This is a genomic window from Aeromonas sp. FDAARGOS 1418 (assembly GCF_019048585.1).
GTDB classification, from domain to species: Bacteria; Pseudomonadota; Gammaproteobacteria; order Enterobacterales; family Aeromonadaceae; genus Aeromonas; species Aeromonas caviae.
This window is the reverse complement of record NZ_CP077387.1, coordinates 3,733,245-3,760,085: the sequence shown is the minus strand read 5'-3', so window position 1 is coordinate 3,760,085 and position 26,841 is coordinate 3,733,245. Positions and strand designations below refer to the sequence as shown.

Annotated in this window: 23 protein-coding genes; 13 read left to right on the top strand and 10 right to left on the bottom strand. The window is 63.8% G+C overall.

All coding sequences use genetic code 11. The annotated features are described in order from the left end of the window. Positions 1–124: 124 nt before the first annotated feature. Positions 125–931, top strand: a complete 807-nt coding sequence (locus I6L48_RS17500) for an alpha/beta fold hydrolase (protein ID WP_042880618.1) — start codon at positions 125–127, stop codon at positions 929–931. 66 nt (positions 932–997) lie between these two features. Here I6L48_RS17500 and I6L48_RS17495 read toward each other — a convergent pair whose 3' ends face one another. The 3 genes from I6L48_RS17495 to I6L48_RS17485 all read right to left on the bottom strand — a co-directional run bounded on the left by I6L48_RS17495 (position 998) and on the right by I6L48_RS17485 (position 3,358). Continuing rightward, positions 998–1,807: a MipA/OmpV family protein gene (locus I6L48_RS17495; RefSeq protein WP_052224788.1), complete on the bottom strand. Its 810-nt coding sequence runs from the start codon at positions 1,805–1,807 to the stop codon at positions 998–1,000. A 188-nt stretch (positions 1,808–1,995) separates the two neighbouring features. Next, complete coding sequence (locus I6L48_RS17490; protein ID WP_216987544.1) at positions 1,996–3,066, bottom strand: AI-2E family transporter; 1,071 nt, start codon at positions 3,064–3,066, stop codon at positions 1,996–1,998. Between the two features lie 22 nt (positions 3,067–3,088). Further along, positions 3,089–3,358, bottom strand: coding sequence for a sulfurtransferase TusA family protein (locus tag I6L48_RS17485; RefSeq protein ID WP_042880621.1), 270 nt, complete (start codon positions 3,356–3,358; stop codon positions 3,089–3,091). Positions 3,359–3,485: 127 nt separating this feature from the next. On the opposite strand from I6L48_RS17485, the gene I6L48_RS17480 reads away from it, so the two are divergent. Continuing rightward, on the top strand, positions 3,486–4,940 hold the full coding sequence (locus I6L48_RS17480) for a M48 family metalloprotease (RefSeq protein WP_223918331.1): 1,455 nt from the start codon (positions 3,486–3,488) through the stop codon (positions 4,938–4,940). Positions 4,941–5,073: 133 nt separating this feature from the next. Here I6L48_RS17480 and I6L48_RS17475 read toward each other — a convergent pair whose 3' ends face one another. Further along, a complete protein-coding gene (locus tag I6L48_RS17475) occupies positions 5,074–5,553 on the bottom strand; it encodes a TlpA disulfide reductase family protein (RefSeq protein WP_216987543.1) in 480 nt (159 codons plus the stop codon). A gap of 60 nt (positions 5,554–5,613) precedes the next feature. Between I6L48_RS17475 and arsC the strand changes: the two genes are divergently transcribed. The 3 genes from arsC (at position 5,614) to I6L48_RS17460 (ending at position 7,654) form a co-directional block, all read left to right on the top strand. Continuing rightward, the gene (arsC, locus tag I6L48_RS17470; protein ID WP_216987542.1) at positions 5,614–5,964 is read left to right on the top strand and encodes an arsenate reductase (glutaredoxin); all 351 of its coding nucleotides are present in this window, start codon (positions 5,614–5,616) and stop codon (positions 5,962–5,964) included. Beyond that, positions 5,961–6,335, top strand: coding sequence for a DUF2069 domain-containing protein (locus I6L48_RS17465; protein ID WP_043155315.1), 375 nt, complete (start codon positions 5,961–5,963; stop codon positions 6,333–6,335). Before arsC ends, I6L48_RS17465 begins: the two co-directional genes overlap by 4 nt. A gap of 248 nt (positions 6,336–6,583) precedes the next feature. Continuing rightward, a complete protein-coding gene (locus I6L48_RS17460; RefSeq protein WP_216987541.1) occupies positions 6,584–7,654 on the top strand; it encodes a linear amide C-N hydrolase in 1,071 nt (356 codons plus the stop codon). Positions 7,655–7,692: 38 nt separating this feature from the next. Here the strand turns inward: I6L48_RS17460 and I6L48_RS17455 are convergent, their stop codons facing one another. Then, on the bottom strand, positions 7,693–8,304 hold the full coding sequence (locus I6L48_RS17455; RefSeq protein ID WP_139739489.1) for an ACP phosphodiesterase: 612 nt from the start codon (positions 8,302–8,304) through the stop codon (positions 7,693–7,695). Further along, positions 8,301–8,624, bottom strand: coding sequence for a hypothetical protein (locus I6L48_RS17450; protein ID WP_042015941.1), 324 nt, complete (start codon positions 8,622–8,624; stop codon positions 8,301–8,303). Before I6L48_RS17450 ends, I6L48_RS17455 begins: the two co-directional genes overlap by 4 nt. 65 nt (positions 8,625–8,689) lie before the next feature. On the opposite strand from I6L48_RS17450, the gene I6L48_RS17445 reads away from it, so the two are divergent. Both I6L48_RS17445 and iadA read left to right on the top strand, forming a co-directional pair. Continuing rightward, the gene (locus I6L48_RS17445) at positions 8,690–9,469 is read left to right on the top strand and encodes an ABC transporter substrate-binding protein (protein WP_102948258.1); all 780 of its coding nucleotides are present in this window, start codon (positions 8,690–8,692) and stop codon (positions 9,467–9,469) included. A gap of 58 nt (positions 9,470–9,527) precedes the next feature. Next, complete coding sequence (iadA, locus tag I6L48_RS17440; protein WP_201873158.1) at positions 9,528–10,658, top strand: beta-aspartyl-peptidase; 1,131 nt, start codon at positions 9,528–9,530, stop codon at positions 10,656–10,658. Positions 10,659–10,740: 82 nt separating this feature from the next. Here iadA and I6L48_RS17435 read toward each other — a convergent pair whose 3' ends face one another. Then, positions 10,741–11,643, bottom strand: a complete 903-nt coding sequence (locus I6L48_RS17435; protein WP_041215456.1) for a lysine exporter LysO family protein — start codon at positions 11,641–11,643, stop codon at positions 10,741–10,743. Between the two features lie 532 nt (positions 11,644–12,175). On the opposite strand from I6L48_RS17435, the gene I6L48_RS17430 reads away from it, so the two are divergent. The 4 genes from I6L48_RS17430 to I6L48_RS17415 all read left to right on the top strand — a co-directional run bounded on the left by I6L48_RS17430 (position 12,176) and on the right by I6L48_RS17415 (position 15,327). After that, positions 12,176–12,946 carry an ABC transporter ATP-binding protein gene (locus tag I6L48_RS17430; protein ID WP_010674267.1) on the top strand — a complete coding sequence of 257 codons (771 nt, stop codon included), beginning with the start codon at positions 12,176–12,178 and terminating at the stop codon, positions 12,944–12,946. Positions 12,947–13,011: 65 nt separating this feature from the next. Further along, positions 13,012–13,785, top strand: coding sequence for an ABC transporter substrate-binding protein (locus tag I6L48_RS17425; protein ID WP_041212797.1), 774 nt, complete (start codon positions 13,012–13,014; stop codon positions 13,783–13,785). A 105-nt stretch (positions 13,786–13,890) separates the two neighbouring features. Continuing rightward, positions 13,891–14,631: an ABC transporter permease gene (locus I6L48_RS17420; protein ID WP_010674269.1), complete on the top strand. Its 741-nt coding sequence runs from the start codon at positions 13,891–13,893 to the stop codon at positions 14,629–14,631. A gap of 3 nt (positions 14,632–14,634) precedes the next feature. Then, positions 14,635–15,327, top strand: a complete 693-nt coding sequence (locus I6L48_RS17415) for an ABC transporter permease (protein WP_042880633.1) — start codon at positions 14,635–14,637, stop codon at positions 15,325–15,327. Positions 15,328–15,384: 57 nt separating this feature from the next. Here I6L48_RS17415 and I6L48_RS17410 read toward each other — a convergent pair whose 3' ends face one another. The 3 genes from I6L48_RS17410 to I6L48_RS17400 all read right to left on the bottom strand — a co-directional run bounded on the left by I6L48_RS17410 (position 15,385) and on the right by I6L48_RS17400 (position 19,978). Beyond that, a complete protein-coding gene (locus tag I6L48_RS17410) occupies positions 15,385–16,026 on the bottom strand; it encodes an energy-coupling factor ABC transporter permease (RefSeq protein WP_041215455.1) in 642 nt (213 codons plus the stop codon). Between the two features lie 94 nt (positions 16,027–16,120). Then, positions 16,121–16,963 carry a pyruvate formate lyase 1-activating protein gene (gene pflA, locus I6L48_RS17405; RefSeq protein ID WP_010674272.1) on the bottom strand — a complete coding sequence of 281 codons (843 nt, stop codon included), beginning with the start codon at positions 16,961–16,963 and terminating at the stop codon, positions 16,121–16,123. A 75-nt stretch (positions 16,964–17,038) separates the two neighbouring features. Further along, entirely contained in the window at positions 17,039–19,978 is a 2,940-nt protein-coding gene (locus tag I6L48_RS17400; protein ID WP_042880634.1) for a GGDEF and EAL domain-containing protein, read from the bottom strand. Positions 19,979–20,112: 134 nt separating this feature from the next. Here I6L48_RS17400 and I6L48_RS17395 point away from each other — a divergent pair, with 134 nt between their 5' ends. Beyond that, on the top strand, positions 20,113–21,801 hold the full coding sequence (locus I6L48_RS17395) for an FAD-dependent oxidoreductase (protein ID WP_042880636.1): 1,689 nt from the start codon (positions 20,113–20,115) through the stop codon (positions 21,799–21,801). Positions 21,802–21,978: 177 nt separating this feature from the next. After that, positions 21,979–26,823 (top strand): alpha-2-macroglobulin, encoded by a 4,845-nt coding sequence (locus I6L48_RS17390; protein ID WP_225159484.1) that lies wholly within the window; start codon positions 21,979–21,981, stop codon positions 26,821–26,823. The last annotated feature ends 18 nt before the right edge of the window (positions 26,824–26,841 follow it).

Below are 26,841 nucleotides of genomic sequence, written 5' to 3'. Positions count from 1 at the left end.
CTCTCCAGCTTGCACCAGGCGGGCACCCCTGCCAAGGGTGGCGTGTTACACTGCCGCCTCATCAGCCGCTGGCAACAGAAAAACAGGAAAGCCAGTTTCATCGCCGCTGGCAACAGGAGAAAACATGAAGCAGTTTATGGAGATAGCGGGCCGCCGCATGGCCTATCTGGACGAGGGGCAGGGTCCGGCACTGCTCTTTGGCCACAGCTACCTGTGGGACAGTGCCATGTGGGCACCGCAAATCGAGGCCCTCAAGGGGCAGTATCGCTGCATCGTGCCCGAGCTTTGGGGTCACGGGGATTCCGATGTGCTGCCCGAGGGGCCCTGCACCCTGGCGACCCTGGCCCGGGATCACCTGGCGCTGCTCGATGCCCTCGGCATCGACGAGTGCGTGCTGGTGGGGCTCTCCATCGGTGGCATGTGGGGCGTGGAGCTGGCGCGCATGGCGCCTGCTCGCCTCAAGGGAGTGGTGCTGATGGACAGCTTCGTCGGCCTTGAACCCCAGATCACCTGCGAGCGCTATCTCGGCATGCTGGCGATGATCGAACAGGTCGGCGCCGTGCCTGCGCCCATCGCCGATCAGGTGGCACCGCTCTTCTTCGCCCATCAACCGGACGCGGCCCTGATGGCCGGTTTCAAGACACGGCTGGCCCAATGGCCCGCCGACAAGGTGGCGAGCCTGGTGGCGGTGGGCCGCAGCTTCGTGACCCGGGAGGATCGCATCGACTGGATCGAAGAGATGAGGCTGCCCGCACTGGTGATGACGGGGTGTGAGGACAAGGCTCGCCCTGTGCTGGAGGGGTATCTGATGGCCGAGGTGCTGGGGTGCCCGTTCAGGGAGATCCCGGGGGCCGGTCACATCTCTACCCTGGAGAATCCCGCGTTCATCAACCGGGCGCTGGCGGCATTTCTCGCCGAAGTGGCAGGGTGACGCTGCGCCGGATAGCCGTAAAAAAGGAGCCATGGGCTCCTTTTTTGTTGCCCAGTCCGGATGGGGCTACCAGATGTAGCCCACCCCGAAGCCTGCATAGAGTTCTCCCTGATGCTGGACGATGGGGCTGTCCGCGATGTCGTCGTCGTAGCGTTCGTAGTTGATGCCAAAGCCGCCAATCCAGTTGGCGCTGAAGCGATAGCTGCCGATGAGGGAGACCATGGGGGAGAGGGTGGTGCCCGTGTTCCACGCCGGCCTGTCCGCCCTCGCTTCGTCTTGAGAGACACCGCCGAAGTAGTAGTTGGCGAGGTTGTGGCTGCGCAGCATGACGCCGGCTCCCGGCATCAGCAGCAGGGGGCCGCGGATGATGGGGAAGTTGGCCCACAGCATCAGCTCCTGACCGTCGCTGGTGCCGGTCACATCCGTGGTGGCCCGCACGCTCCAGAGGGCGTAGGGAGTGATGAGATCGGCCCCAACACCGGCCTCGAACTGCCCCTTGCGCTTCTCCATGCCATGGAGGAAGGGATCGTCGTCCGGGTCCAGGTTGCCAAAGCGCATCCGGCCGAAGGCATAGGTCGAGAGGTTGCCATTGCGGCTCAGGTAATAGCGGGCCCGATCCCCCAGATACATCAGGTTGTCACCAAAATAGAGGGCCCCCGGGATGGGCATCAGGGTGTCGTCCTGCTGCTGGTAACGGGCCTGACCGCCGATGACGGCCCCGCCCAGCACCAGCCCCTTGGGAATGGGGCTGTCAGGGCTGTCGCTGGAGAAGGCGCTGAGGGCCCCGATATCGAGGTCTGCCCGGACGGGAGAACAGAACAGCAGTGCCAGAAAGGCACCCAGAGAGGCATGGCGCAGGGCAGGGAGTGGGGGCATGACAGATCCTTGTCGGTGGGTGGGCAGTGGGAACGAATCAGACCGGCGTAGCAAGTCAAACGGATGTCGGTTTTCAATTAAACCCGACAAGGCAAGCATGAGCCAGCGTCACGGAGGTGCTGCTGGTGGCCGGTATCTGGAAGGGGCGAGACCTTGCCTCGCCCCTCGCCCCTCGCCCCTTGCCAGGGTCAGGGGGCGGGGCGGGGGAGATCTTCCCGCTTGGGCCAGGCGTTGAGCACCGCCTTGACCAGGGTGGCGAGGGGAATGGCGAAGAAGACGCCCCAAAAGCCCCACAGACCGCCAAACACCAGCACGGCGATGATGATGGCCACCGGGTGCAGGTTGACCGCCTCGGAGAAGAGCAGGGGGACCAGCAGGTTGCCGTCGAGGGCCTGGATCACGAAATAGGCCACCATCAGCCAGGCGAAGTCGGGGGTCAGCCCCCACTGGAACAGGGCCACCATGGCCACCGGCACGGTCACGGCGGCGGCGCCAATATAGGGGATGAGCACGGAGAAGCCCACCGCGACCGCCAGCAGGGCGGAGTAGCGCAATCCCATCAGGACGAAGGGCACATAGGTGGCGATGCCGACGATGACGATCTCGATCACCTTGCCGCGGATGTAGTTGATGATCTGGTCGTTCATCTCCACCCAGACCCGGTTCACCAGGGTGCGGTTGCGGGGGAGGAAGCGGCGCAGGCCCCCCATCAGCACCTGTTTGTCCTTGAGCATGAAGAAGACCATCAGGGGCACCAGGATGGCGTAGATGAGGATGGCCACCACGTTGATGAGGGAGCTCAAAGAGGCACTCACCAGTTGTTCACCGCCGGTCAGGATGCGCTGGCGAATGTTGTCGATGATGGTCTCCACCAGGCTGACGTCGATGATCTCGGGGTATTTTTCCGGCAGGGTGCGGACATAGTCCTGGGCATGGGCCAGCATGGCGGGCGCCTCCTTGGCCAGGTTGACCCCCTGGCTCACCAGCGTCGGGATGAGGCCCAGCAGCATCAGGGTCGTCACCGTGATGAACAGCAGCAGGACCAGGCTGGTGGCCAGGGTGCGAGAGAGGCCGCCCCGTTGCAGGCGACTCACCGGCCACTCCAGCAGATAGGCCATCACCAGGGCCACCAGCAGCGGTGCCAGCAGATCCCCAAACAGCCAGAGCACGGCAAAGCAGAAGACCAGCAGCAGGAAGAGGGTGACGGCATCGGGGTCGGAAAAACGGGTCTGATACCAGCGCTTCAATACATCTAACATCGAGGCTTCCTTGAATGGCGGCTCACGGGGTGGGTGGCATGGGCTCGGGGGCGAGCAGGGCGTCCCGGGGGGGACGGGCAACGACGAGCAGCAGGGAGAGGCGGGCAGCTGACTCTTCCCGGGTCTGGACATGGTGACCCTGACGGCGCAGATAGGCGGGAATATCCTGCCGGGAGCCTGCATCCCCGAGCTGGATGCACACGGATTGACCGGGCCGGGCCTGGCGCAACCAGAGCTTGAGCCGGATGAGGGGCTCGGGACAACGCCAGGGGGTCAGGTCGAGCTGTTCCATGAGAACTCCATCGCGTGCGTGGCGGTCATTATGGCCGTGATGAGAGGATGAAACAACGCTTGTGGGCCTTGAATGGCAAGGGTATTCTGCCGATGCCCGCTGGGGTCTGATTGGAGATAGAGATAACGTGGCACGTTTTTCCCCCCTGATAGCATCGCTTCCCCTGTTGGTCACCCTGATGGGGGCGACCTTCCACGCCCAGGGGAGCAACCAGTTGCCCGACATCGGTACCGCCGGGGTCGCCGCACTGCCCATCGAGCAGGAGGTGCGCTACGGCAACGCCTTCATGCGTTTTGCCCGGGCGGGCCTGCCCATCATCGATGACCCCGTGCTGAACGAATACATCGACGATCTGGGCCAGCGGCTGCTGACCAATGCCGACGGGGTGCGCTTCCCGTTCACCTTCTTCCTCATCAACGATCCCAGCATCAACGCGGCGGCCTTCCTCGGTGGCCGGGTCAAGGTGCACACCGGCCTCTTCCTCTACGCCGAGAGCGAGAGCGAGCTGGCCTCGGTACTGGCCCACGAAATCACCCACGTGACCCAGCGTCACATCGCCCGTTACATGGAGGCACAGGCGAGCAGCTCCGCCATGACCCTGGCCGGCCTGGTGGGCTCCATTGCACTCGCGGTGATCAACCCCACCGCCGGCATCGCGGCCTTGCAGACCACGCTTGGTTTGTCGATGCAGTCGGCCATCAACTACACCCGGGACAACGAATACGAGGCGGATCGCATCGGCATGAAGACGCTGTATGACGCCGGGTTCGATCCCATGGGCATGGCCAACTTCTTCCAGAAGCTGGCGGCGGAGTACCGCTATGCCAGCAAGCCGCCGGAGATGCTGCTGACTCACCCCCTGCCGGAGACCCGGATCAGCGAAGCCCGTGCCCGGGCCGGGAGCTATGGCGCGCGCGCCCTGCCGCCGAGCCTGGACTTCTGGCTGGCCAAGGTGCGCATCCAGGTGCGCTATGGCACCGAGACGCCCCAGGCGCTGCTCACCTACTTCGACAGCCGCCTGCAGAAGGGGGATTACCCCCTCAAGGATGCCGCCATCTATGGCAAGGCGCTGGCCCTGTTGCAGCTCAAGCGCACCGACGAGGCCGACACCCTGATGCAGGAGCTGGCGACTCGTCACCCGGAGGATCTCTTCGTGGTGGATGCCCTGACCGACATCGATCTCGCCAAGGGGCGCAGCGCCCAGGCCATCGCCAGACTGGAGCGCTTCCGCACCCGGATGCCGGACAACGAGGTGGTGGTGGTGAACCTCGGCAACGCCTATCTGGAGGGGGGCAACTACAAGAAGTCCATCGCCATCCTGGACCCTTATGCCCGGGAGCACGACGAGAACAGCCTGGCCTGGAGCCTGCTGTCGGACGCCTACCGCAAGGCGGGCAGAATGACGGACCTGCACATGGCACGGGCGGAGACCCTTTCCCTGCGCGGGGACTACCAGGCGGCCATCGACGAACTGATCGTGGCGCGGGGCACCACCAGTGACAAGCTGACCCTGGCCCGCATCGAGGCGCGCATCACCCAGCTGGAGCGGGCCAAGAAGGATCTGGACAGCCTCAAGGGCTGAGTCCGGAGCGGGTTGATGGCAGGCGGGGTGCTCCTTTGGGGGCACCCCGCCTTGTTTTGCAGGCTAAAATAGGGCCTTTCATCGGTTTCAACGCATCTTGATGATGAAGAAATGAGAGTGATGGATGGCTCTGCTATGGGGCGCTCGCCAGGCGGCGTTTTATCTCGGCGAGCTTCTGTTCGTCCAGCTCTCCCACCAGGGTCTCCAGCAGCGTTCCCCTGGCATCGAGCAGATAGCTGGTGGGCAGCGCCCCGGGCCTTGGGAACGGGAGGCGGGCGTCGTCATCCGGGATCATCAGGGGAACCCTGATGGCGTGGCGCCGTGCCAGCTCGGTCAGTTCGGCGGGGGAGGCGGGGTCATAGTTGATGGCGATCACCCGGATCCGGCCTTCCTGGTGCAATGTTGCCAGCAGGGGCATCTCTCGCAGGCAGGGGGCGCACCAGGGAGCGAAGTAGTTGACCAGCAGCGGTTTGCCACCGAGATCCGCGAGGCTGACCTTCTTTCCCGCGCCGTCGGTGAAGCCGGGTGCCGGGCTGCAGGCCCCCAGCAGGGTTGCCACAATCAACCAACAGATCCGTTTCATTTCCATAGCCTTTCCGCTTACCCTGACCATCCGTTTCCCCTACAATAGCGCCATTTCTTGTCCCATCTTGCGATTAATCAGGGAGTTATCATGAGCGAGACCCAAATCTACCACAATCCGCGCTGCTCCAAGAGCCGTGAAACCCTGGCCTTGCTGGAACAGCATGGGGTCGCCCCCGAGGTGGTACTCTATCTGGAGCAGGCCCCGAGCGAGGCACAGATCCGCACCCTCCTGAGCCAGCTTGGCTTCACGGATCCCCGGCAGCTGATGCGCACCAAGGAAGATCTCTACAAGGAGCTGGGGCTCGGCGAGGTGAGCGGCGATGACCTCATTCGTGCCATGCACCGGCACCCCAAGCTCATCGAGCGCCCCATCGTCATCAAGAACGGGCAGGCCCGCATCGGCCGTCCGCCCGAGCAGGTGCTGGAGATCCTCAAGTGAGCACCCGCTTCGCCCGTCTGCTGACCCTGGCCGGTTTTTTCGGCCTGCTGGCCTGGGTGCTGCTCTGGCACCTCTGGCTCTCGCCCCACCCGGATCTCGCCCCCTGGCTGTTGCCGGTGATCTGGACGGTGCCGCTGCTCTTCCCCCTCAAGGGCATAGTGCAGGGCAATCCCTACACCCACGCCTGGGGCAATTTCGTGCTGATGCCCTACTTCCTGCACGCCCTGACCCTGATCACCACGGATGAGGGGGAGCGGTGGTTGGCGGTGGTGGAGCTGGTGCTCACCACCCTGGCGTTTGTGGGCACCATCTATTATGCCCGCCTGCGCGGCCGCGAGCTGGGGCTGAGTATCCGCAAGAAGGAAGGCTGAGCCCCTCCCTGTCCGCCTGCTGGCGGGCAGGGTATGTGTCTGAAACCGACGCAAGCCAGCGAATGGCATCTGGCGGTATCGCCCCGAAGTGGCTTGCTTATCTCTTTGATTAGTTTATGAATATTGATCGCTGATTGGCAGGGAAGCGCCTCTGCTGACAGATCTGCCACCTGGCTTGCCAGCCTCAGTCAGCCCCTGTTATGCAAAAAGGGGTATGCTTGTGTTTTCAACAGACTCGAGTGATCCATATGACAATCCTGCGTTCCCCCCTGTTGCACAAGACCCTGCTGGCCCTGACCGTCTCCCTCTCCGTCAGCTCCCTCGCCGATGCCTGTACCCGCGCCGTCTATCAGGGGGAGGGAGCGCTGGTGGTGACCGGTCGTACCATGGACTGGCGCAGCGCCATGCCGACCAATCTCTGGGCGCTGCCCCGTGGCATCGCGCGGGAAGGGGAGGCCGGTGCGCACTCCATGACGTGGACGTCACGCTACGGCTCCGTGGTGGCGGCAGGCTTCGATGCAGGCACCGCCGACGGCATGAACGAGAAGGGGCTGGTGGCCAACCTGCTCTATCTGACCGAGTCCGAGTATGTGACCCCGAACGACAAGGATCCGCGCAAGACCCTCTCCATCTCGCTCTGGGCCCAGTATGCCCTGGACAACTTCGCCACCGTGGCCGAGGCGGTCGAGGCCCTCTCCAGAGATGAATTCTATGTGGTGACCACCCTGACCCCGGATGGCAAGCCGGGCCAGCTGCACCTCTCCCTCTCCGATGCGAGCGGCGATTCCGCCATCTTCCAGTACGTGGGGGGCAAGCTGCAGATCTACCACGACCGCAGCTATCAGGTGATGACCAATTCGCCGACCTTTGACAAGCAACTGGCCCTCAACGACTACTGGGAGGAGATTGGCGGCCTTACCATGCTGCCCGGCACCAACCGCTCGGCGGACCGTTTTGCCCGCGCCTCCTTCTACATCAAGACCCTGCCAAAGACCGACCAGGCCAACGAGGCGGTGGCCGGGGTGATGAGCGTGATGCGCAACGTCTCGGTACCCATGGGGATCAGCACCCCGGATCAGCCCAACATCTCCACCACCCTGTGGCGCAGCGTGGCGGATCAGCAGCATCGCCGCTATTTCTTCGAGCTGACCCATCTGCCCAACACCTTCTGGGTGAGCATGGACAAGCTGGATCTCGCCGCGGGGGCCCCGGTGCGCAAGTTGCCCCTGACCGAGCAGCAGCTCTATGCGGGGGAGACGGCGGAGAAATTCGTCCCGGCCAAGGCGTTTCGCTTCCTGCCGGCCAGCCCCAAGGCCTGAGCGTTCCCCCGATGACAACGCCCCGCTCGGGGCGTTTTTTATGGCGGGGATGAGGTGGCAGTGCGGTGGGTGGCGATCTGCGCCTCGCAAAATCGCATCAGCTCCGGGTAGAAGTGCAGGAAGGCGTGCTCGGCCTCGGTCCAGCGAGCCTGATCCAGGGCGTCGAGCGCCTCCCCGAGCGGCACGGGGCGGCGTAGCCGACGACCGATGCCGTTGAGGGCCGCCCCCACCCCTTCCCGGTACTGGTAGGAGGCCAGCCAGTCCTGCTCGGCCATGCGCCGCAGGGCCATCGGCAGGCCCTGTGGCAGGCTGTGATGATCCAGGAGAAGCTGACCATAGCTCTGCGCCAGAAAGCGGGGCAGGGGGGCTGCGCTGAACCTCTGCCAGTGCTGGCTGAGCCAGTGATCGTAGAGCATATCCACCACAATGCCGCCGAAGCGGCGCCAGGGGGCTTCGAAGCTCGCCACGGCGGCCCGATGGGCCGGGTGGGCATCGGTGAAGGCGTCTATCTTGCGGTGCAGCCAGATCCCCTCGTCGAAGTGGTCAGCCAGACCCGTCGGTAGCGGACCCTTGATGAAGTCCCCCAGCAGGTTGCCGGTGAGGGAGCTGCCGGTATGGGCCGCCAGATGGAGGTGGGCGAGAAAATTCATGGGATGGGGCTCGCGTGCCTGGGCGTGAACGGGTGATCCGAGCCTAACGAATCGTGGCCGGATTGACCATGGGCAGGATGTTTCATCCCCAAGTCCCCTTGCCGGGCAAATTTGAGGCGTGGTAAGGTGCTTGCCATCTTTGTCACAGGACGCGACAAATCACCATGATGCGCAAAGCCAGAGGCTTTTTTCTGGCCTTCTATTTCAAGCCTTTCTATCTCTCCGAGTGGTTCGACGAATAGGTCGAGGCCCCGGAGCAGTTCATTGACGCCCATGGCGGCGTAATCCCGCTCATCTGCAATTTGCCGTTTGTTGGCCATCGCTTGCCTCTGCCTGCGATGCCTTGACCGCGCCTGTGCGCTTTTTATGTAATGGAGTACTCACGATGAAGACCACACTGACCCTGTCAGCCCTTGTTGCTGCCTGTCTGCTCGCCACCCCCGTCACCGCCAAGGAGTGGAAGACGGTACGCTTTGGCGTGGAGGGGGCCTATCCACCCTTCTCATGGACCGATGCGTCCGGAGAGATCAAGGGATTTGACATCGATCTTGCCAACGCCCTGTGCCAGCAGATGGCCGTCAGGTGCGAACTGGTGGCCCAGGATTGGGACGGCATGATCCCGGCCCTGCTGTCGCGCAAGTACGACGCCATCATCGCTGCCATGTCGATCACCGACGAGCGGCGCAAGAAGGTCGACTTCACCGAGAAATATGCCCACATTCCCAACCGCTTCGTGGCGGCCAGGGGCACCGAACTGACGCTGACGCCGGAAGGGATGGCGGGCAAGCGCATCGGCGTGCAGCGGGCCACCACCCACGACAAGTACCTGACCGACAACTTCGGCTCCAGCGTCACCATAGTGCGTTACGGCAGTGCCGATGAAGCCTACCTCGACCTGAAGGCGGGACGGGTGCTGGCCCTGCTGGCCGACGCCTCGGCCATCGAACAGGGGTTGCTTGGCAAGGAAGGGGGCGACAAGTTCGACTATGTGGGGCCAGCCCTGACCGACCGTCAATGGTTTGGCGACGGCATGGGGATCGCGGTGCGCAAGGGGGATCAGGATCTCAGGGCCAAGCTGAACGACGCCATCAAGGCCCTGCGCGCCAACGGCAAGTATCAGGAGATCAACCGGAAGTACTTCAAGTACGATATCTATGGCGGTTGATGGGTAACAGTCGGAGGGAGCCTGCTCCCTCCTTTTTCATGCAGCAAGGAGAGATCCCATGTTGACCCTGATCGAGGGTGCGCAGATCCATAGTCCGGCCCCGCTCGGCCAGCAGGATTTGCTGGTGGCGGATGGCCGCATCGCCTGGATGGGCAAGGGACTGACGGTTCCGGTCGACTGGCCACTGACGCGGGTGGACGCTGGCGGCCGCTATCTGGTGCCCGGACTGGTGGACCCGCTCGCCCATATCACGGGAGGGGGAGGCGAGGGAGGCTTCGGCTTTCGCACGCCGGAGCTCTCGGCAAGGGAAGCTCTGGCGGCGGGGGTTACCACGCTCGTGGCGGCCCTCGGCACCGACAGCCTGACCCGCAGCCCGGCCCAGGTGCTGGGGAAGGTGCGCGAGTTTCGCGCCGCCGGGGTGAGCGCCTTCATGTACACCGGCTCCTACCACCTGCCGGTCAAGACCCTCACCGGCACGGTGGAGTCGGACATCATGCTGATCCCCGAGGTGCTGGGGGTGGGGGAGGTGGCCATCAGCGATCACAGGTCCAGCGCCCCCACCCACGACGAGCTGGCGCGGCTGGCGAGCGAGGCGCGGGTGGCCGGGCTGTTGTCGGGCAAAAGTGGCGTCAGCTTCTTTCACCTGGGGGATGGCCGGGGGGCGCTGGCGCCCCTGCGGGCGTTGCGGGACGGCACCGACATCCCGCAACGCCAGCTCTACCCCACCCACTGCAACCGCAACCCCTGGCTCTTTGCCGAGGCCATCGAGTGGGGTCGGGCAGGCGGCTGGGTCGACCTCACCACGTCGAGCTTCCCGGATCTGCTGGATGACGGGGAGCGGCTCGCGGCCGACGCCCTGGTGGCGTTGCTGGCGGCGGGCGTGCCCGTGGATCGCATCAGCTTCAGCTCGGACGCCAACGCCAGTCTGCCGCGCTTTGACGGCGAGGGGCGGCTCATCGAGCTGCGCTGCGGCCAGATAGGGAGCCTGTGGCAGGAGGTGGTGGCGGCCTGCGGCAAGGGGGTGGCGCTGGAGACGGCGTTGGCGGTAGTGACGGCCAATCCGGCCAGGGCGCTGGGGCTTGCGAGCAAGGGTACCCTGGGGGTAGGGCAGGATGCGGATCTGCTGCTGATCGATCCTGATACGTTCACCATCGAGCGGGTGATGAGTGGGGGGCGGTGGCGCACCTGAATACCGGCGCCTGTCATCCAGCCCGCTCAGTTCATCAAAAAAAGCCCGGCAGCAGTGCCGGGCTTTGTCGTGCCATGGGGGGTCAGATGGCCAGGAACCCCAGGATCAGAATGGGGCCGAGCAGGCTCAGGATAAAGCCGGAGACGATGGCCACCGGCACCACCTGGATGCCGCCGGATTTCTGGATGACAGGCAGGGTGAAGTCCAGCGCCGTGGCGCCGCCGTAGCCGATGGCGGCGCTGGGGTGGCGGCGCATCAGCACCGGGATGATGAGGATGGCGATAAGCTCGCGCCCCAGATCGTTGATGAAGGCGGCGGAGCCCAGCACCGGGCCCAGCTTGTCCGCTACCAGGATGCCGGAGAGCGAATACCAGCCAAAACTGGAGCTCATCGCGAGGCCATGGGCAAAGGGCATGCCGAGCAGCTGGGCGGCCAGCAGGCTGCCGAGCCAGCTGCTGAGGATGACGGTGAGCGCGATCTTCATGCCCCAGGGATTGAGCAGGATCTGGCGCAGGCGCATGCCGGAGTTGCGCATCTGGATGCCGATGAGCAAGAGCAGCAGCATCAGGGCCCACTCGCTCAACTTGTCGATGGGCAGGGCGCGCAGGTCCACCACCAACCCCAGCAAGACGCCCCCCAGCACCACGAAACAGAGTTGGAGGGATTCCCATAACAGGTGCAGCTTGCTCGGCATCTTGCCGTCACTGGCCTCGTGGGTGGGGGGGCTGCGCTTGTCCAGCCACCACAGGGCCAGCAGGTTGCAGAGGGTAATGGCTGCGAGCATCACCCCTGCCACCTTGAAGATCACTGCCAGGTTGCTGCCCAGGTTCTCCACATAGGCCAGCCCCAGCCCCATCAGGAACAGGATGAGGTAGACCATCTTGCCCAGGGACTGGTTGACCAGCTTGATCAGACGGGCGGAAGAGAGGGGAACCAGATAGCCGATCACGAGCGGCAGCAGGATCAGCAACACATTGAGCAACATCGGGGCCTCGATCACAAAACGTGGAAAAACGGCACCTTATCACGACTTGTTGCACCTGTGTCACGGATCTGTGCATCAGCATGGCCCATACGGGACTTTTTTATCATATTGTTGTGTTTTTTGATGACAGCCAGCTCTGCACACAAACGAGGAAAGAGGGCCACATCACCTGAGAAATCAATTTCATCCCCATGAAATGACGAGAGAAGGGGAATCTGCCTGGGTGAATAAAGTCCTTTTGGGTGACATCTGGCGGATATGGTGAAATATGCTTGCTACCAGTGCGCTGCGGGTATAAAAGAGCGGTAGGAAAGGTGCGGCAAAAAATGGATTTTATGCAGACAAAGTGCTGAAAAATACTCAATAGGCCAATAAAAATACAGATAAAACACCAAATACCTCGGTTCTGTATTGTTTTTTCACTACCTCAATGATATTTTCGCTGAAGGTTGCCATCGGTTAACGTTTTGTTAAATGGACGATGGTGGAGTCACGCCGAAGCGGCGTCTAGGGACAGACAAGGTTGTAATGGATGAGCGACGTTGCCGCACTGGAAGTTCGTGATCTGCACAAGTATTTTGGCACCCACGAAGTGCTCAAGGGCATCGATATGACGGCCCACAAGGGGGATGTGATCTCCCTCATCGGCTCCTCGGGTTCGGGGAAGTCGACCTTTCTACGCTGTATCAATCTGCTTGAAACCCCCTCATCGGGCAGCGTCTCCCTCCATGGGGAGCTGATCCGGATGAAAACCAGCCGTTCCGGCGAACGCCTGCCGGAAGACATGCGCCAGGTGGAGCGTATCCGCAGCCGGTTGGCCATGGTGTTTCAAAGCTTCAATCTCTGGTCCCACATGACCATCATGCAGAACATCATCGAAGTGCCCATCCAGGTACTCAAGGTGCCCCGTGCCGAGGCCATCGCCAAGGCGGAGCACCTGCTCAACCGGGTGGGGCTGTGGGAGCGTCGCGACTATTATCCCGGTCACCTCTCCGGCGGTCAGCAGCAGCGGGCCGCCATCGCCCGGGCGCTGGCGGTGGAGCCCGAGGTGATGCTGTTTGACGAGCCTACCTCGGCCCTCGACCCTGAACTGGTGGGGGAGGTCCTTGGCCTGATGCGCGAGCTGGCGGAAGAGGGGCGTACCATGATGGTGGTGACCCACGAGATGTCCTTCGCCCGCGATGTGTCGAATAAGGTGATGTTCCTGCACCAGGGGCGCGTGGAGGAGGAGGGCAATCCCAAGGAGATCTTCGCCCATCCCAAGTCGGAGCGATTCAAGCAATTCATCTCGTCCATTTATTGATGGACGGGATTCAATTTCAACCATCCGTACTTTCAACGATCGACGTGTTTATCAAGGAGAGATACATGAACAAGCTGATGCTGGCGACTGCCGTGATGACGGCCCTGTGTTCCGGTAGCCTGATGGCCAAGGAGTGGAAAGAGGTGCGGATCGGGGTGGAAGGGGCCTATCCCCCCTTCTCCTGGACCGAGCCGAGTGGCGAGGTGAAAGGCTTCGACATCGACATCGCCAACGCCCTGTGCGACGAGATGAAGGTGAAGTGCACCCTGATCAAGCAGGACTGGGACGGCATCATTCCGGCGCTGCTGTCGCGCAAGTATGACGCCATCATCGCCACCATGGACATCACCGAAGAGCGCAAGAAGAAGGTGGACTTCACCCAGAAGTACCAGCACATCCCGGCGCGCTTCGCCGCCAAGAAAGGGACCGAGATCCAGCTCGACAAGGCCTTCATGGACGGCAAGACCATCGCCGTGCAGCGTGCCACCTCCATGGATACCTACATCACCGACAACTTCCCCAATGCCACCATCAAGCGCTACGGCACTGCGGATGAAGCCTACCTCGATCTGAAATCCGGCCGTGTCGATTACGTGATGGCCGACTCCGCCGCCATCAGCGACGGCCTGCTGAAGAAGGAAGGGGGCGATGCCTTCGAGTTCATCGGCCCGAAACTGACCGATCCCAAGTGGTTTGGCGAGGGTGCCGGCATCGCGGTGCGCAAGGCTGACAAGGATCTGAAAGAGAAATTCAATGCCGCCATCCTGGCCCTGCGTGCCAATGGCAAGTACAAGGAAATCAACGACAAGTACTTCGACTTCGACGTGTACGGCGAGTAAGCCGACGTCAGGCGAACAACGACAGGTTGATCCCGTCAGTAGTCATCGGGCCCGTTGCCTTCCGCTGGGAGTGACGGGCCCGATTGCGATGGAGCTGCATTGCATATGTTTGATTTGAAAGGATACGAAACCTCTCTGCTGGAGGGGGCCTGGATCACCCTGGAGGTGGCGCTCGCCTCCCTGCTGCTGGCCCTGGTGCTCGGCATGCTGGGGGCCCTGGCCAAGCTCTCTCCCTACAAGTGGGCGCGCGGCATCGCGGCGGCCTACACCACCGTCATTCGCGGCATCCCGGATCTGGTGCTGATGATGCTGCTCTTCTTCGGTGGCCAGGTGCTCATCAACGGGATCTGCACCTGGGTCAACGAGGCTTACAACAACCACCTGCTGGCGAGCAACCCGAACCAGGAGTGGGTCTCCCTGCTGCCCGATTACATCGACATCAGCCCGTTTGCGGCCGGGGTCGCCACCATCGGCTTCATCTTCGGTGCCTACATGACCGAGACCTTCCGCGGCGCCATCCTGGCGGTGGACAAGGGGGAGCTCGAGGCGGCCCGTGCCTTCGGCATGCGGGCAAGCCAGGTCTTTGTGCGGATCCTCTTTCCCCAGATGATGCGCCATGCCCTGCCCGGGTTTGGCAACAACTGGCTGGTACTGCTGAAAACCACGGCCCTGGTCTCCATCATCGGGCTCGATGACATGGTGCGAAAGGCGTCGCTCGCGGCGGGCTCGACTCAGCAGCCTTTCACCTTCTACATGGCGGTGGCGCTGATCTTCCTGGTCTTCACCGCAGTCTCTACCTCGGCGCTCAAGTGGGCCGAGCGTCACTACGCCATCAAGACGAGGTAAGCCATGGATTTCTCGATCATTCTCAAGGAGTGGCCCACCTACTGGGAGGGGCTCTATACCACCATCTGGCTGGTGGCCGCCTCGCTCATGCTGGGGCTCATGCTGGCGGTGCCCATGGGCATACTGCGCAACAGCCACAACTGGTTGATAAAGGGGCCAATCTGGGCCTATATCTACTTCTTCCGTGGCACCCCGCTTCTGGTGCAGCTCTTCATCATCTACTACGGTGCCGCCCAGTGGGAGTGGCTCAAGAACAGTGCGGCCTGGTCCCTCTTCTCGGAAGCCTGGTTCTGTGCCCTGCTGGCGTTCACTCTCAACACCGGCGCCTACACCGCCGAGATAGTGCGTGGCGCCGTGATGAACATGCCCAAGGGGCAGATAGAAGCGGCAAGCGCCTTCGGCATGACCCGCTGGCAGACCCTCACCCGCATCATCCTGCCCAACTCGTTTCGCCGTGCGCTGCCGGCCTACAGCAACGAGGTGATCTTCATGCTGCAGGGGTCGGCGGTGGCGGGCATCATCACCATCGTCGATCTGACGGGGGCGGCGCGGATCATCAACTCCCGCTACTACAGCCCGTTCGAGGCGTTCCTGACCGCAGGTCTGCTCTACATGCTGCTCACCTTCGTCATCGTCTGGTTGTTCAAGAAGTGGGAAGCCCGCTGGCATGCCCACCTGCGCCCGCGCAGCGTCTGACTGCCAGCAGAGAAAAAGCCCGCAACTGCGGGCTTTTTTTATGGACCACGGGCAGGCTCAGCGCCCCAGGTACTCCCTGTCGAAGAAGGTGTTGACCCAGTGGGGGCGATAGACGGCGAGCAGGGTCATGGTCATGCCGTTGAGGAGCGCCTCGGGGAAGAGCAGCAGCGGCCAGATGGAGAGGTAGTCGGCGCTGATGGTGTGCCAGGAGTAGGTGCCGCTCACCCCCATCAGCAGGGCGCTGGCGATCACCTTGGCCGAGATGCTCAGCGCCCCCCCGAGAAATGCCGCCACGAACAGATAGACGAAGAGGTGGCGAGGCAGCCAGGCCCAACTCCCCAGAAACAGCAGCCAGCTGGTGGCCACCGGCAGGGCGACGCCGATGAGGGCCTGCCAGCCGATGTCGGCCAGGGGGATGACCCCGAAGTAAGCGAGGAGCAGCAGGGTGAGGCAGGGGGCGAGCAGGGCGAGGCGCCAGCCCAGAAGCAGGGTCAGGCTGGTGAGGCCGAGAAAGTGGATCTCGAGCCCCTCATGCAACCCGGCCCGCAAGGTCCACAGCGGTACCAGCACGATGGCGCCGCCGAGGCAAAGATGCTGATAGAGCGGGTGGGCGCCAAGGGTGCGCAGCAGGGAGGCGTTCAGACTGAAGGCGAGCAGCACCAGCCAGAGCAGGAGGGCGGCGACTTGTCCTTCACTCATGAGCAGTTCCCCCGGATGCGGCTGTCGGTGATGGCGCCGTGGCGAACGCCGGCGCAATGAAAAGAGGCCGCCCTCTGCCGGGCGGCCTCCTGTCTCAATACTTCACGTTGGGGTGATACTTGCCAAGGATGCCCTGGACCCTGTCCATGGTCTCCTTGCTGGGGGGCTTGATGCCGACCAGATCATAGGTATCTCCCAGCACGTCCCACTTGTGCTTGCCAAGTTCGTGGTAGGGCAGCAGCTCCACCTTCTCGACGCACTCCCCCAGCTCGGCGATGAACTGGCCGAGTCCTTCTGCGCTCTCGTCATCGTCGGACCAGGTGGGCACCACCACGTAGCGGATCCACATGGTCTGGCCGCGGGAGGCCAGGTAGCGGGCGAACTCCAGGGTGTACTTGTTGCTGACGTGGGTGAGGGGAATGTGCTTCTCGTCGTTGATCTGCTTGATGTCGAGCAGCACCAGATCGGTGTTGTCCAGCACCCGGTCGAGCAGCTCGTCGTAGTGACGCACGAAACCGTTGGTGTCGAGGCAGGTGTGGATCCCCTGGGCCTTGCAGGCGGTGAACAGTTCGGCGATGAACTCCTGCTGCAGCATGGCCTCGCCGCCGGAGGCGGTCACGCCACCGCCGGAGGCATTCATGAAGTGGCGATAGCTGGTGAGATCCTTCATCAGCTCGGGCACGGTGACCTCGCGGCCGCCCTGGGTGTCCCAGGTGTCCCGGTTGTGACAATACTTGCAGCGCATCAGGCAGCCCTGCATGAACACGATGAAGCGGATGCCGGGGCCGTCGACGGTCCCGCAGGTCTCGACGGAGTGGATCCGGCCAATGATGTCGGTAGTGCCGGTGTCGCTGGCTTCAACGGTCGGGATCCGCTGCGTGCCGGGGGTGGCAGGTCCCTTGGATTCAACGGCGGGGATCCGGTTAATGACTGACATAGACGACTCCAATGGTGCGGACAAGGTTCGAGCGGTCGTTATTTTATGACAGAAAGCCCTATAAATCCTACCAGTTTAGCCCGCAGGGGTGGCACCCAGCAGGCTCTCCAGTGCCTTGACGGGGAGCGGCCGGCTGGTGAGGAAGCCTTGATAATGCTGGCATCCCAGGGCCTTGAGCACGGCGAGCTGCTCCTCTTCCTCCACCCCTTCGGCGGTGACGGTGAAACGAAACACCCGGGCGAGATCCAGGATGGCCTTGACGATGGCCTTGTCCTGTTCGCTGTGGACCAGGGTCTGGATGAAGCTCCTATCCAGTTTGACCTCATCGGCGGGCAGATCCCGCAGATAGGCCAGGGACGAGTAGCCCGTGCCGAAGTCGTCGATGGAGATGAGCAGGCCGAGGGCCTTGAGCTGGCGGATCCTAGCGATGCTCTCCAGCCGGTTTTCCAGCACCACGGACTCGGTGATCTCCAGCAGCAGGCGCGACGGGGGCACCCCGGTGTCCCGCAGAATGTACTCCACCTGCTGCACGAAACCGGCGGTGTGGAACTGGCGGGCGCTGACGTTGACCGACAGATGGGGGATGGCGAGACCGTTGTTGAGCCAGAAGCTGTACTGGGCACAGGCGGTCTTCATCACCCAGTAGCCTATCTCCTGGATCAGGGTGGTCTCCTCGGCGATGGGGATGAACTCCCCGGGGGGCACCATGGTGCCGTCGGCCTTCTGCCAGCGCAGCAGCGCCTCTATGCCCGAGAGCGTGCCGTTGTCGACCCGGTATTGGGGCTGGTAGTGCAGCACCAGCTCGTTGTTGCGCAGGGCATCGCGCAGCTGGTTGTTGAGAGAAAGCTTGCTCTTCTCTTTTTCCGCCATGGCTTCACTGAAGAAGATATGGTTGCCCTGGCCCGCGCGCTTGGCCATGTGGACGGCGGTATCGGCCTGCTGCATCAGGACAAGGTGATCCTTGTCGTCATCGCTGAACAGGCTGATCCCCACGGAGGCGCTGCAGTGCAGCTTGTGATCGCCGATGTCGAAGGGGGCACGGAAGATCCCCATCAGCTCCCGGGCAAAGTGCTCCGCCAGGATCTTGGCGGTGATATAGCCCTGGCCCAGTGCCGTGAAGAGCAGGGCAAACTCGTCACCCGAGGTGCGGGCGAGCACCAGGTTCTCCTGGGGCAGGGACTTGAGTCGCACCACCACGGCCTGGAGCAGCAGATCGCCGCAGGCGTGACCGAGGGAGTCGTTGATGGATTTGAAGTTGTCCAGATCCAGCAGCAGCAGGGCTCCCCACTGGCCACTCGGGGTCTGCAGGGTGCGCTGCATGATGTCGGTCAGGCTGCGCCTGTTGTAGAGATCGCACAGGTCGTCGTAGTAGGCGAGGCGCTCGATGTGGCGGGCGGTCTCCTTCTCCTGGGTGATGTCGTGGAAGCTGCAGACGAAGTGGCTGATCTCCTCCTCCTCGTCCTTGACCCCGCTCACCATGAGCCGCACCGGGAAGAGGTGTCCCTCCCTGTGCAGGCATTGTTCCTCCCCGAGCCAGTATCCCTGCCGGTTGACCGCCGCGATCACCTCCTCCTTGAGGGTGTCGCCATAGTAGGTGGGCCTCAGGGCATCGATGTGCAGGCCCAGCATCTCCTCGCTGGCAAAGCCGGTGATGCGGCTGAAGGAGGCATTGACCTTGAGGATGATGCCCCCGTGATCCATCACCAGCAGGCCGTCGTGGGTGTTGAAGGCCACTTCGGCCAGGCGCAGGGCATCGTCATTGGCCAGGCGCTGCAACTCGCTGGCGGCCCGCTCGCGCTGTTCGTAGAGGACGTCCAACAGGGACGCGGGATCGGCCAGAGGGGTGGCGAGCAGCAGGGTGAGCTGCCCCAGGGGGAGACCGTTTGGCCCCGGGAAGGGGATGCCGACATAGGCCTTGGCGTCGAGAGCCAGCAGCTGGCTCGACTGGGGATAGCGCAGGGCCAGATCTTCCACGTAGAGGCTCTGCCCGTGCTGGAAGATCTCCCGGCCCGGGCCGATGTCCATGGGCATGGGTTTGACGACGGCGAAAGCATCCCCCTCCACCACGCAGCGGGGAATGAGCCAGAGATCCTGGCCGCGAGGCTGAAACTCGCCGATCCAGCCCATGTGGGCACCGCTCAGGCCCATGGCCCAGCGCAGCAGGGCGCGGCAGTAATCGTTGCCGGTCAGGTTGGCAAGCCCGGGTGGGGGCGCGAGGTCCGGGGCGTCGGTCGCCACGGGGTCCGGCTGCCAGTGGCCGAGCAAGCGGGCGCAATGACGTACCAGTTGCAGGGTGTCATCGCTGATGAGGGTGCTCTCGGCATACTCCAGGCTGAGCACGCCGATGAGCTTCTCCTGCTCCAGCAAGGCGCCGTCCAGGCGGGAGCAGACATTGGCATCGGCCAGGTAGTAGTGCTGGCTCAACATGGGCTGGTGGGCCGCCTCCGAGAAGCTCAGGGCGCCCCGGGCACGCAGGGCTCGGATGTAGCGGCTGTCTCCGCGAATGGCACCGAGCGCGTCCACCCCCAGGGTGAACACCGGGGTCAGCTGTTCGCCGCCAAGGGCGCCATGGGCCTGGTAGTGCCAGAGGATCAGGCGATCGGCCCCCAGGCACTCCTTGAGGCTCTCCAGCATGGCGTCATACTGCTGCTGGCTGGCCATCTGGCTCAGGCGCGGCAGTTGCAGGGACAGGCTGGCGGCGCTCTCCTGGGACTGGGTCTGCAGGCAGATGAGCCAGAAGGCGTCCTGCTCGTGGGAGAGGGAAATGTGCCAGAGGAGGGCGTCAAAGCGCAGCACCAGCTTGCCCCCCTTGCCGCTGGCCAGCCGCTGCTCGATGGGCTGGCGCAGGGCGTCCGGCAATTGGGCCGGCCAGGCACTGCGGGGCTCATCGAGCCAGTGGAGCGGCGTCTGCATCACATCGGTCAGGGCGACCAGCCTTTGACTACGGGTATCCAGGCGGAAAAACAGGGGCGCCTGGCTGGCGGTCGGAAGATGGCTGAGCGCGGTAGACGACATGAACTGACACTATCCTGTTGAGCAATTGTCGGAGGGCAAGAATACTGCAAATCCGTGGCAAACAAAATTTCATTGAATTCTAAATTAGATAAGCCTAATTTATTGGTCATTTCCTGTTGAGTGGAGTCTTGCAGATGAAACGGATCCTGATTGTGGGTGGTGTGGCCGGGGGGGCGTCCGCCGCCGCCCGTGCCCGCCGTTTGAGCGAAGAGGCGGAGATCGTGATGTTCGAGCGGGGCGAGTTCGTGAGCTTCGCCAACTGCGGTCTGCCTTATCACATCGGGGGGGATATCCCGGATCGGGATGCCCTGCTGCTGCAGACACCGCAAAGCTTCAAGCGCCGTTTCAACGTGGATGTGCGGGTGTTTCACGACGTCATCGAGATAGACAGGGCCGGCAAGAGCCTGCTGGTGCGCAACCTGCTGACCGGCGAAGAGCGGCGCGAAGCCTACGACGTGCTGCTGCTGAGCCCGGGCGCCGCCCCCATCCGGCCTCCCTTCCCCGGCATCGACAGCCCGGGGGTACACACCCTGCGGAGTATTCCCGACATGGATCGCATCCTGGCGGCGCTGGCGCACGACAAGCCCCGCCACGTCACCGTGGTGGGGGGCGGTTTCATCGGGCTGGAGATGATGGAGGCGCTGCACCAGCGCAAGCTGGCGGTCACCCTGCTTGAGCTCTCCGATCAGGTGATGGCGCCGGTGGACAAGGAGATGGCCAACCTGCTCCACGCCCGCATCCGGGAGGAGGGGGTCGATCTTCGCCTGCGCACCGGCCTCGCTGCCATCGAGAGCCTGGAGGTGCCTGCCGAGAAGACTGCCGCCGTGGCGACCGCCCAGCGGGGTGGACTGCGCCTGACCCTGAGCGACGGCTCTCATCTCGACACCGGCCTGCTGATCCTCGCCATCGGCGTCAAGCCCGAGACTCTGCTCGCCGCCAAGGCGGGGCTGGTGCTGGGAGCGCGGGGCGGCATCAAGGTGGATGCGGGCATGCGCACCTCGGATCCCTGCATCTTCGCGGTGGGGGACGCGGTGGAGGAGACCGACTTCGTCACCGGCGAGTCCGTGCTGATCCCGCTGGCGGGCCCCGCCAACCGCCAGGGGCGCATCGCCGCCGACAACATGCTGGGGCGAAGCGAAACCTACAAGAAGACGCAAGGAACCGCCATCTGCAAGCTGTTCGATCTGGCGGTGGCGAGCACTGGGCTGAACGAGAAGCGGCTGGTGCAGCTGGGGCTGCCGTTCGAGAAGGTCTATGTCCACCCGGGCAGCCACGCCGGCTATTATCCCGGCGCCCACCCGGTCAGCCTCAAGCTGCTGTTTGCCCCCGATGGCAAGATTTACGGCGCCCAGGCCATCGGCAAGGATGGCATCGACAAGCGCATCGACGTGCTGGCGGTGGCCCAGCGCGCCGGCCTCACCGTATTTGATCTGCAGGATCTGGAGCTCACCTATGCGCCGCCCTTTGGCTCGGCCAAGGATGTGATCAACATGGCCGGGTTCGTGGCGAGCAACCATCTGAAGGGGGACACCCTGCTCTGCCACGCAGCCGAGGTGCTGGCTCGCCACCCCCATCAGCAGGTGGTGGATGTGCGAAACGGCCCCGAACTCGACAAGCTGGGGCGCATTCCGGGGGCGATGCACATTCCTCTGGACGAGCTGCGTGGCCGTCTTGATGAGCTGCCCAAGGATAAAGAGCTGCTCATCAGTTGCCAGGTGGGACTGCGGGGACACGTGGCCTGCCGTCTGCTGAGCCAGCACGGTTTTCGGGTCAAGAACCTCTCCGGCGGTTTCAAGACCTGGCAGACGGTGATCGCCGAGTAGATCCTCCAGGCTGACATGGCCCGATTGATCACTCTGTATGCAAACGGGCCACTCCAGTGAGTGGCCCGTTTCTTCATCAGGGGCCAATGCCGCCCGACATGGCAGTTGGTGTTCCCGGGAGTGACGCTTTATTCTATTGGCTCCTGCGCTGCGGCGATCCAACCCGGGATGAACACCATGCACCTCTCTCTCTCCTGCCCCGTGACTCGTCTTCCCCGTGTGGCCTGGCTGGCGGCGCTGCTGCTGGCCGGTTGCGGCCCCGACAAACCTGCCAGCCAGGTGCCGACGACTGACCCGATGGCCCGGCAGGAGGCGGGGGCGCCCGCCTCCGTGGTGCAGGCCAATACCCGCCAGTATCGGGATGCCCCGGCGCTGGCGCTGGTCTTCTCCGGTCCATTGGTGCCCAAGGCAAACTGGCAGAGTTGGCTCGGGGTCAGTGAAGGGGGCAAGCAGGTGCAGGGGGAGTGGATTCTCGCCGACGATGGCCGCACCCTCTATTTCCCGAACGTTCAGCCCGACAAGCGCTACGAGGTGAGCCTCAAGTCGGGGCTGGGCCCATCCCCCCAGCGCTGGACCCTCAAGACCCGGCCGCTGGAGGCGGGGGCGTCGTTTACCGCGAGCGGCATGGTGTTGCCGCTGCGCGACGAGCTGCGCCTGCCCATCAGCGCGGTCAATGTGGACGAGATCAATATCGACTTCTTCCGGGTCGATGCGGAATACCTACCCCGTTTCCTGGCCGAGTATCGCCCCGGTGCCGGCATGGGCAACTGGGAGCTTGAACAGATCACCAAGCGGGCCAAGCGGGTATTCAGCGGCCGCTATGCGCTGGAGCTCGATGCCAACCGGCGCGAGACCCGCCTCATCAATGTGAAGGAGCCGCAGCTGGCGGAGGCTGGCGTCTACTTTGCGGTAATGTCCCCCCTTGGCAACTACGACTGGCGCAAGGAGACCACCTACTTTGCGGTGAGCGACATGGGGCTCAGTGCCCGCCGTTACCGCGATGAGCTGGAGGTGTTCGTGAGCTCCCTGGCCAGCGCCGAACCCCTCAAGGATGTGCAGCTCTCCCTGCTCGACCAGAAGGGCAACCGGCTGCAGGTGCAAACCACCGACCCCCAAGGTCATCGCCGCTTCGATCAGGTGCAGGGGGCTCGCCTGCTGCTGGCCGAGCAGGGCAAGCATCTGGCGGTGCTGCGCCTCGATGGCGCGGCCCTCGATCTCTCCACCTTCGATCTCGGCACCCAGCCCTGGCAGGCCCAGCAGTTGTATCTCTTTAGCGGGCGCGATCTCTATCGCCCCGGCGAGCGGCTCGACAGCGAAATCCTGCTTAAAGGACAAGATGGCCAGCTGCTGCCGGGCATGGCGGTAGAGCTGGAGGTGAAGCAGCCGGACGGTCAGCTGCTCGAACAGAAACGGCTGTTGCCGGACAATTTGGGCGCGGCCCACTACGGCCTGCATCTGCCGGATGATGCGCCGCTCGGGCGCTGGACCATCAACCTCAAGACCGCCGCCGGCAGCCGCTTCGAGTGGCCTTTTCTGGTGGAGGAGTTTCTGCCGGAGCGGCTGAAACTGCAGCTTGGCAAGGGGCCGGATGGGGAAGTGACGAGTCTGGACGCCGCCCTGACGCTGCCACTGCAAGGGGACTATCTCTACGGCGCACCTGCGAGTGCCACCAAGGCCAAGGCGGAGGTGAAGTTAAGCCGCGCCACCATGCCCTTTACCCAGTGGCAGGAGTTCACGCTAGGTGACGTGCTGCTTGCCGAGCAGGCCAAGGATCTTGAGCCGCTGAATCTCACCCTGGATGCGCAGGGGCAGGGGACATTTTCGCTGGCTGATGAGCTCGATGGGGTGCGCGGTCTCGGGCCGCTGGAGGTGGCTTATCGGGTGTCGATCGCCGAGCCCGGTGGCCGCGCTGTCAATCGCAGCCGCACCCAGTATGGCTGGCCCGCGGGCAGCCAGTGGCCGGCCCTCAAGGCCGATTTCGTAGCGGAGCGGGTAGAGGGGGGCAAGCCGCTCCCCTTCCAGATCCTCAACCTCGATGAGCAAGGCCAGCCGGTGGCGGGGGCGGTGAAGGTGCGCCTTATCAACGAGTACCGCGACTACTACTGGCACTACGCCGATGGGGAGGGGTGGAAGTACGAATTCAACAGCCAGCCCTATCTGGAGCAGGAGCAGACCCTGCAGCTGGATGGCAAGGGGCCGACCCCGCTCACGCTGCAACTGGCGGCGGGCTGGTATCGGTTGGAGGTGGAGAACAGTCAGGGCCATCAATCGAGCCTGCGGGTGGAGATAGGTAGTTACGCCTGGGGCGGCGGTGGGGAGCAGGCGCGGCCCGACAAGATTGCCATCACCCTCGACAAACGCGCCTATCAGGCGGGCGACAAGGCCAAAGTGACTTTGGTTGCCCCGCGCCCCGGCAAGGGGTTGCTGCTGGTGGAAGATGGCGACGGCCTGCGCTGGTGGCAGCGTATCGAGCTCAAGGGGGCCGGTGGCGATGCCAAGGATGCCCGCGGCGAGTTCGAGATCCCGGTCAGTCCCGAGTGGCAGCGTCATGACCTGCATATCTCGGCCCAGATCGCCGCGCCAGACCGCGCCTCCAAACCGGCTGGCAAGCAGCAGGGGCAGAGCCTGCGCTCGGTCGGGCTGGTGCCGCTCACCCTGGACCGGGAAGCGCGCCGTCTGCCGCTCACCCTGAGTGCGCCGGACAAAGCGGTGCCGCTCACCCGGCTGGAAGTGACCGCCACCTCTACCCCCAACGGTCAGAGCCGCGTGGTGCTGGCGGCGGTGGATCGGGGCGTGCTCAATATCAGCGATTATCAACCCCTCGACCCGTTCGAGATCTTCTTTGGTCGCAAGCGCTTCGCCCAAGATTTGTTCGACAACTACGGCCAAGTGATCCCGCCACAGGATGGCAAGCTGGCCCGCCTCAACTACGGGGGGGACCGGGCGCCGCTGAAAAAGGGCGGTGCGCTGGAGAGCCGGGTCGAGATAGCCGCACTGTGGAGCGGCGAGGTGAGTTTTGACGAGCAGGGCAAGGCGGTGATCCCGCTCGATCTGCCCAACTTCAACGGCGAGCTGGCGCTGATGGCGCTGGCCTGGAACGAACAGCAAGTCGGGGAGGCCGAGCGCACCGTCAAGGTGGTGGCGCCGCTGGTGGCAGAGATCGGCTGGCCGCGCTTTGGCGCGAGAGGGGATGAGACCCGGGCCCTGGTGCAGCTGCGCAATATGAGCGGCGAGGATCAGACCCTCTCCCTTGCCTGGACCCTCAACGGCGGGCTGAAAGCAAACGGCGAGCTGCCCGGCACCCTTTCCCTTAAAAATGGCGAGGAGCAGTGGCTGACCCTGCCGCTCACCGTGACTGGGGCGAGCGGCGTGGCACGCCTGCAGTTGGCTGCCAGCGGCAAGGATTTTGCCATCAGCCGCGACTGGACTTTGCCGCTGCGATCCCCCTGGCCGGCCGAGACTCGCCAGCGCTACCAGATGCTGGCTCCCGGCCAGCAGATGAGCTTTGCGCCAGCTGAGCTGGCCGGACTGGATCCCGCCAACCTGCAGGGGCTGCTCAGCCTCTCCGGCACTCCCCCCTGGGATCCGGCAGCCCAGTGGCAGGCGCTGGCCGACTACCCCTATGCCTGTCTGGAGCAGACCTTGTCCCGTGCCTGGCCTTACTTACTGACCACGGCCGATGAGCGGGCCGCCTGGCGCAAACCCGCAGAGGGCAAGAAAACGGCGAGCGAGGCGGATGTGCAACGCGCCCTGCTGCAACGGCTGCAGCGGTTGCAATTGCCAAGCGGCGGCTTTGGCCTTTGGGATGGTCGCTCCGACGAGGAGCAGTGGCTCACCGCCTATGCCGCCGACTACCTGCTGGCGCGCAAGGAGGCCGGCGATGCAGTGCCGGAGGCGATGCTCAATCAGGCGCTGAACCGATTGCAGAGCTATCTTACCGACAGCCAGTATGGCGAGCGCTGGAGCAGTGCTCCCGAGCACAGCCGGCTGGCCTATCAGGCCTACAGTGCCTATGTGCTGGCCCGGGTGGGCAAGGCGCCGCTCGCTACCCTGCGCCTTGTCTGGGAGCAGCAGGCCGATCACGCCCGCTCGGGTTTGCCGCTCTTGCACCTCTCGCTGGCGCTCTCGGCCATGGGGGATGAGCAGAACGCCGCCAAGGCCCTCAGCCGGGCATTGGCGACCGAGCGTGGGGACGACTATCTCGGGGATTACGGTTCGCCACTGCGCGATCAGGCCCTTGAGCTCTCCCTGCTGCGCCAGCACAAGCTGGCTGCGGAGATCTGGCCGGCCCTCAGTGCCAAGGTGGCCGATACCCTGGCTCACCGTCAGTGGCTCAGCACCCAGGAGCGGCTCGCCCTGCTGCGACTCGCCCGCTTCGATCCGGCCGCCGACTGGCAGGCCAAGGTAACTTCCTCTCTTGGCAGTGGATCCCTGAGCGGTTCGGCTCCGCTGCAGCAGGGTGCCCCAGAGGCACTGGCCGCGAGCACCGTCACCAACGAGGGCAAGGGATCCCTCTATGTGCAGCGCACCTTGATCGGTTACCCCGAGCAGGCTCCTACCCGGTTGAGTCAGGGGATAAGCGTGACCCGCAGCTGGTTCAATAGCGACGGTCAGCGTTTTGACCCGACCAAGGTGAAGGTGGGGGATCTGGTGGTGGTGCGGCTCAACGTCAGCAGTGAATCGGCGGTGCCCGATGCCCTGCTGGTGGAGATGGTGCCCGCTGGCTTCGAGCTGGAGAACCCGGCCCTTGGCAACAGCATCAAGCTCGAAGATCTCTCCATCGAGGGGAAACCGGCGTGGCAGATCGAATGGAACGACTACCTCAAGCATCAGGAGTTTCGCGATGACCGCTACACGGCGGCGCTGGATCTGAGCGCCGGGAGCAACCAGCAACTGGTCTACCTGATGCGGGCGGTGACGCCGGGTCGCTATCAGGTGCCGCCGACCCAGGTGGAGGATATGTACCGACCCGAGATCCGGGCCGTGGGTGAGGATATCCACGAGGTGATCATCTCTGAGTAACAAACCCTCCCTTGAGCG

What these genes read in the sequence shown, in the direction of transcription:
- I6L48_RS17425 (WP_041212797.1), top strand. Translation starts at nt 13,012, where the DNA reads ATGAACAAGCTGATGCTGGCGACTGCCGTGATGACGGCCCTGTGTTCC.
- I6L48_RS17495 (WP_052224788.1), bottom strand. Translation starts at nt 1,807, where the DNA reads ATGCCCCCACTCCCTGCCCTGCGCCATGCCTCTCTGGGTGCCTTTCTG.
- I6L48_RS17430 (WP_010674267.1), top strand. Translation starts at nt 12,176, where the DNA reads ATGAGCGACGTTGCCGCACTGGAAGTTCGTGATCTGCACAAGTATTTT.
- I6L48_RS17445 (WP_102948258.1), top strand. Translation starts at nt 8,690, where the DNA reads ATGAAGACCACACTGACCCTGTCAGCCCTTGTTGCTGCCTGTCTGCTC.
- I6L48_RS17485 (WP_042880621.1), bottom strand. Translation starts at nt 3,358, where the DNA reads ATGGAACAGCTCGACCTGACCCCCTGGCGTTGTCCCGAGCCCCTCATC.
- I6L48_RS17420 (WP_010674269.1), top strand. Translation starts at nt 13,891, where the DNA reads ATGTTTGATTTGAAAGGATACGAAACCTCTCTGCTGGAGGGGGCCTGG.
- I6L48_RS17460 (WP_216987541.1), top strand. Translation starts at nt 6,584, where the DNA reads ATGACAATCCTGCGTTCCCCCCTGTTGCACAAGACCCTGCTGGCCCTG.
- I6L48_RS17410 (WP_041215455.1), bottom strand. Translation starts at nt 16,026, where the DNA reads ATGAGTGAAGGACAAGTCGCCGCCCTCCTGCTCTGGCTGGTGCTGCTC.
- I6L48_RS17500 (WP_042880618.1), top strand. Translation starts at nt 125, where the DNA reads ATGAAGCAGTTTATGGAGATAGCGGGCCGCCGCATGGCCTATCTGGAC.
- I6L48_RS17475 (WP_216987543.1), bottom strand. Translation starts at nt 5,553, where the DNA reads ATGGTCAGGGTAAGCGGAAAGGCTATGGAAATGAAACGGATCTGTTGG.
- I6L48_RS17435 (WP_041215456.1), bottom strand. Translation starts at nt 11,643, where the DNA reads ATGTTGCTCAATGTGTTGCTGATCCTGCTGCCGCTCGTGATCGGCTAT.
- I6L48_RS17400 (WP_042880634.1), bottom strand. Translation starts at nt 19,978, where the DNA reads ATGTCGTCTACCGCGCTCAGCCATCTTCCGACCGCCAGCCAGGCGCCC.
- I6L48_RS17395 (WP_042880636.1), top strand. Translation starts at nt 20,113, where the DNA reads ATGAAACGGATCCTGATTGTGGGTGGTGTGGCCGGGGGGGCGTCCGCC.
- I6L48_RS17490 (WP_216987544.1), bottom strand. Translation starts at nt 3,066, where the DNA reads ATGTTAGATGTATTGAAGCGCTGGTATCAGACCCGTTTTTCCGACCCC.
- iadA (WP_201873158.1), top strand. Translation starts at nt 9,528, where the DNA reads ATGTTGACCCTGATCGAGGGTGCGCAGATCCATAGTCCGGCCCCGCTC.
- I6L48_RS17450 (WP_042015941.1), bottom strand. Translation starts at nt 8,624, where the DNA reads ATGGCCAACAAACGGCAAATTGCAGATGAGCGGGATTACGCCGCCATG.
- arsC (WP_216987542.1), top strand. Translation starts at nt 5,614, where the DNA reads ATGAGCGAGACCCAAATCTACCACAATCCGCGCTGCTCCAAGAGCCGT.
- I6L48_RS17415 (WP_042880633.1), top strand. Translation starts at nt 14,635, where the DNA reads ATGGATTTCTCGATCATTCTCAAGGAGTGGCCCACCTACTGGGAGGGG.
- pflA (WP_010674272.1), bottom strand. Translation starts at nt 16,963, where the DNA reads ATGTCAGTCATTAACCGGATCCCCGCCGTTGAATCCAAGGGACCTGCC.
- I6L48_RS17455 (WP_139739489.1), bottom strand. Translation starts at nt 8,304, where the DNA reads ATGAATTTTCTCGCCCACCTCCATCTGGCGGCCCATACCGGCAGCTCC.
- I6L48_RS17390 (WP_225159484.1), top strand. Translation starts at nt 21,979, where the DNA reads ATGCACCTCTCTCTCTCCTGCCCCGTGACTCGTCTTCCCCGTGTGGCC.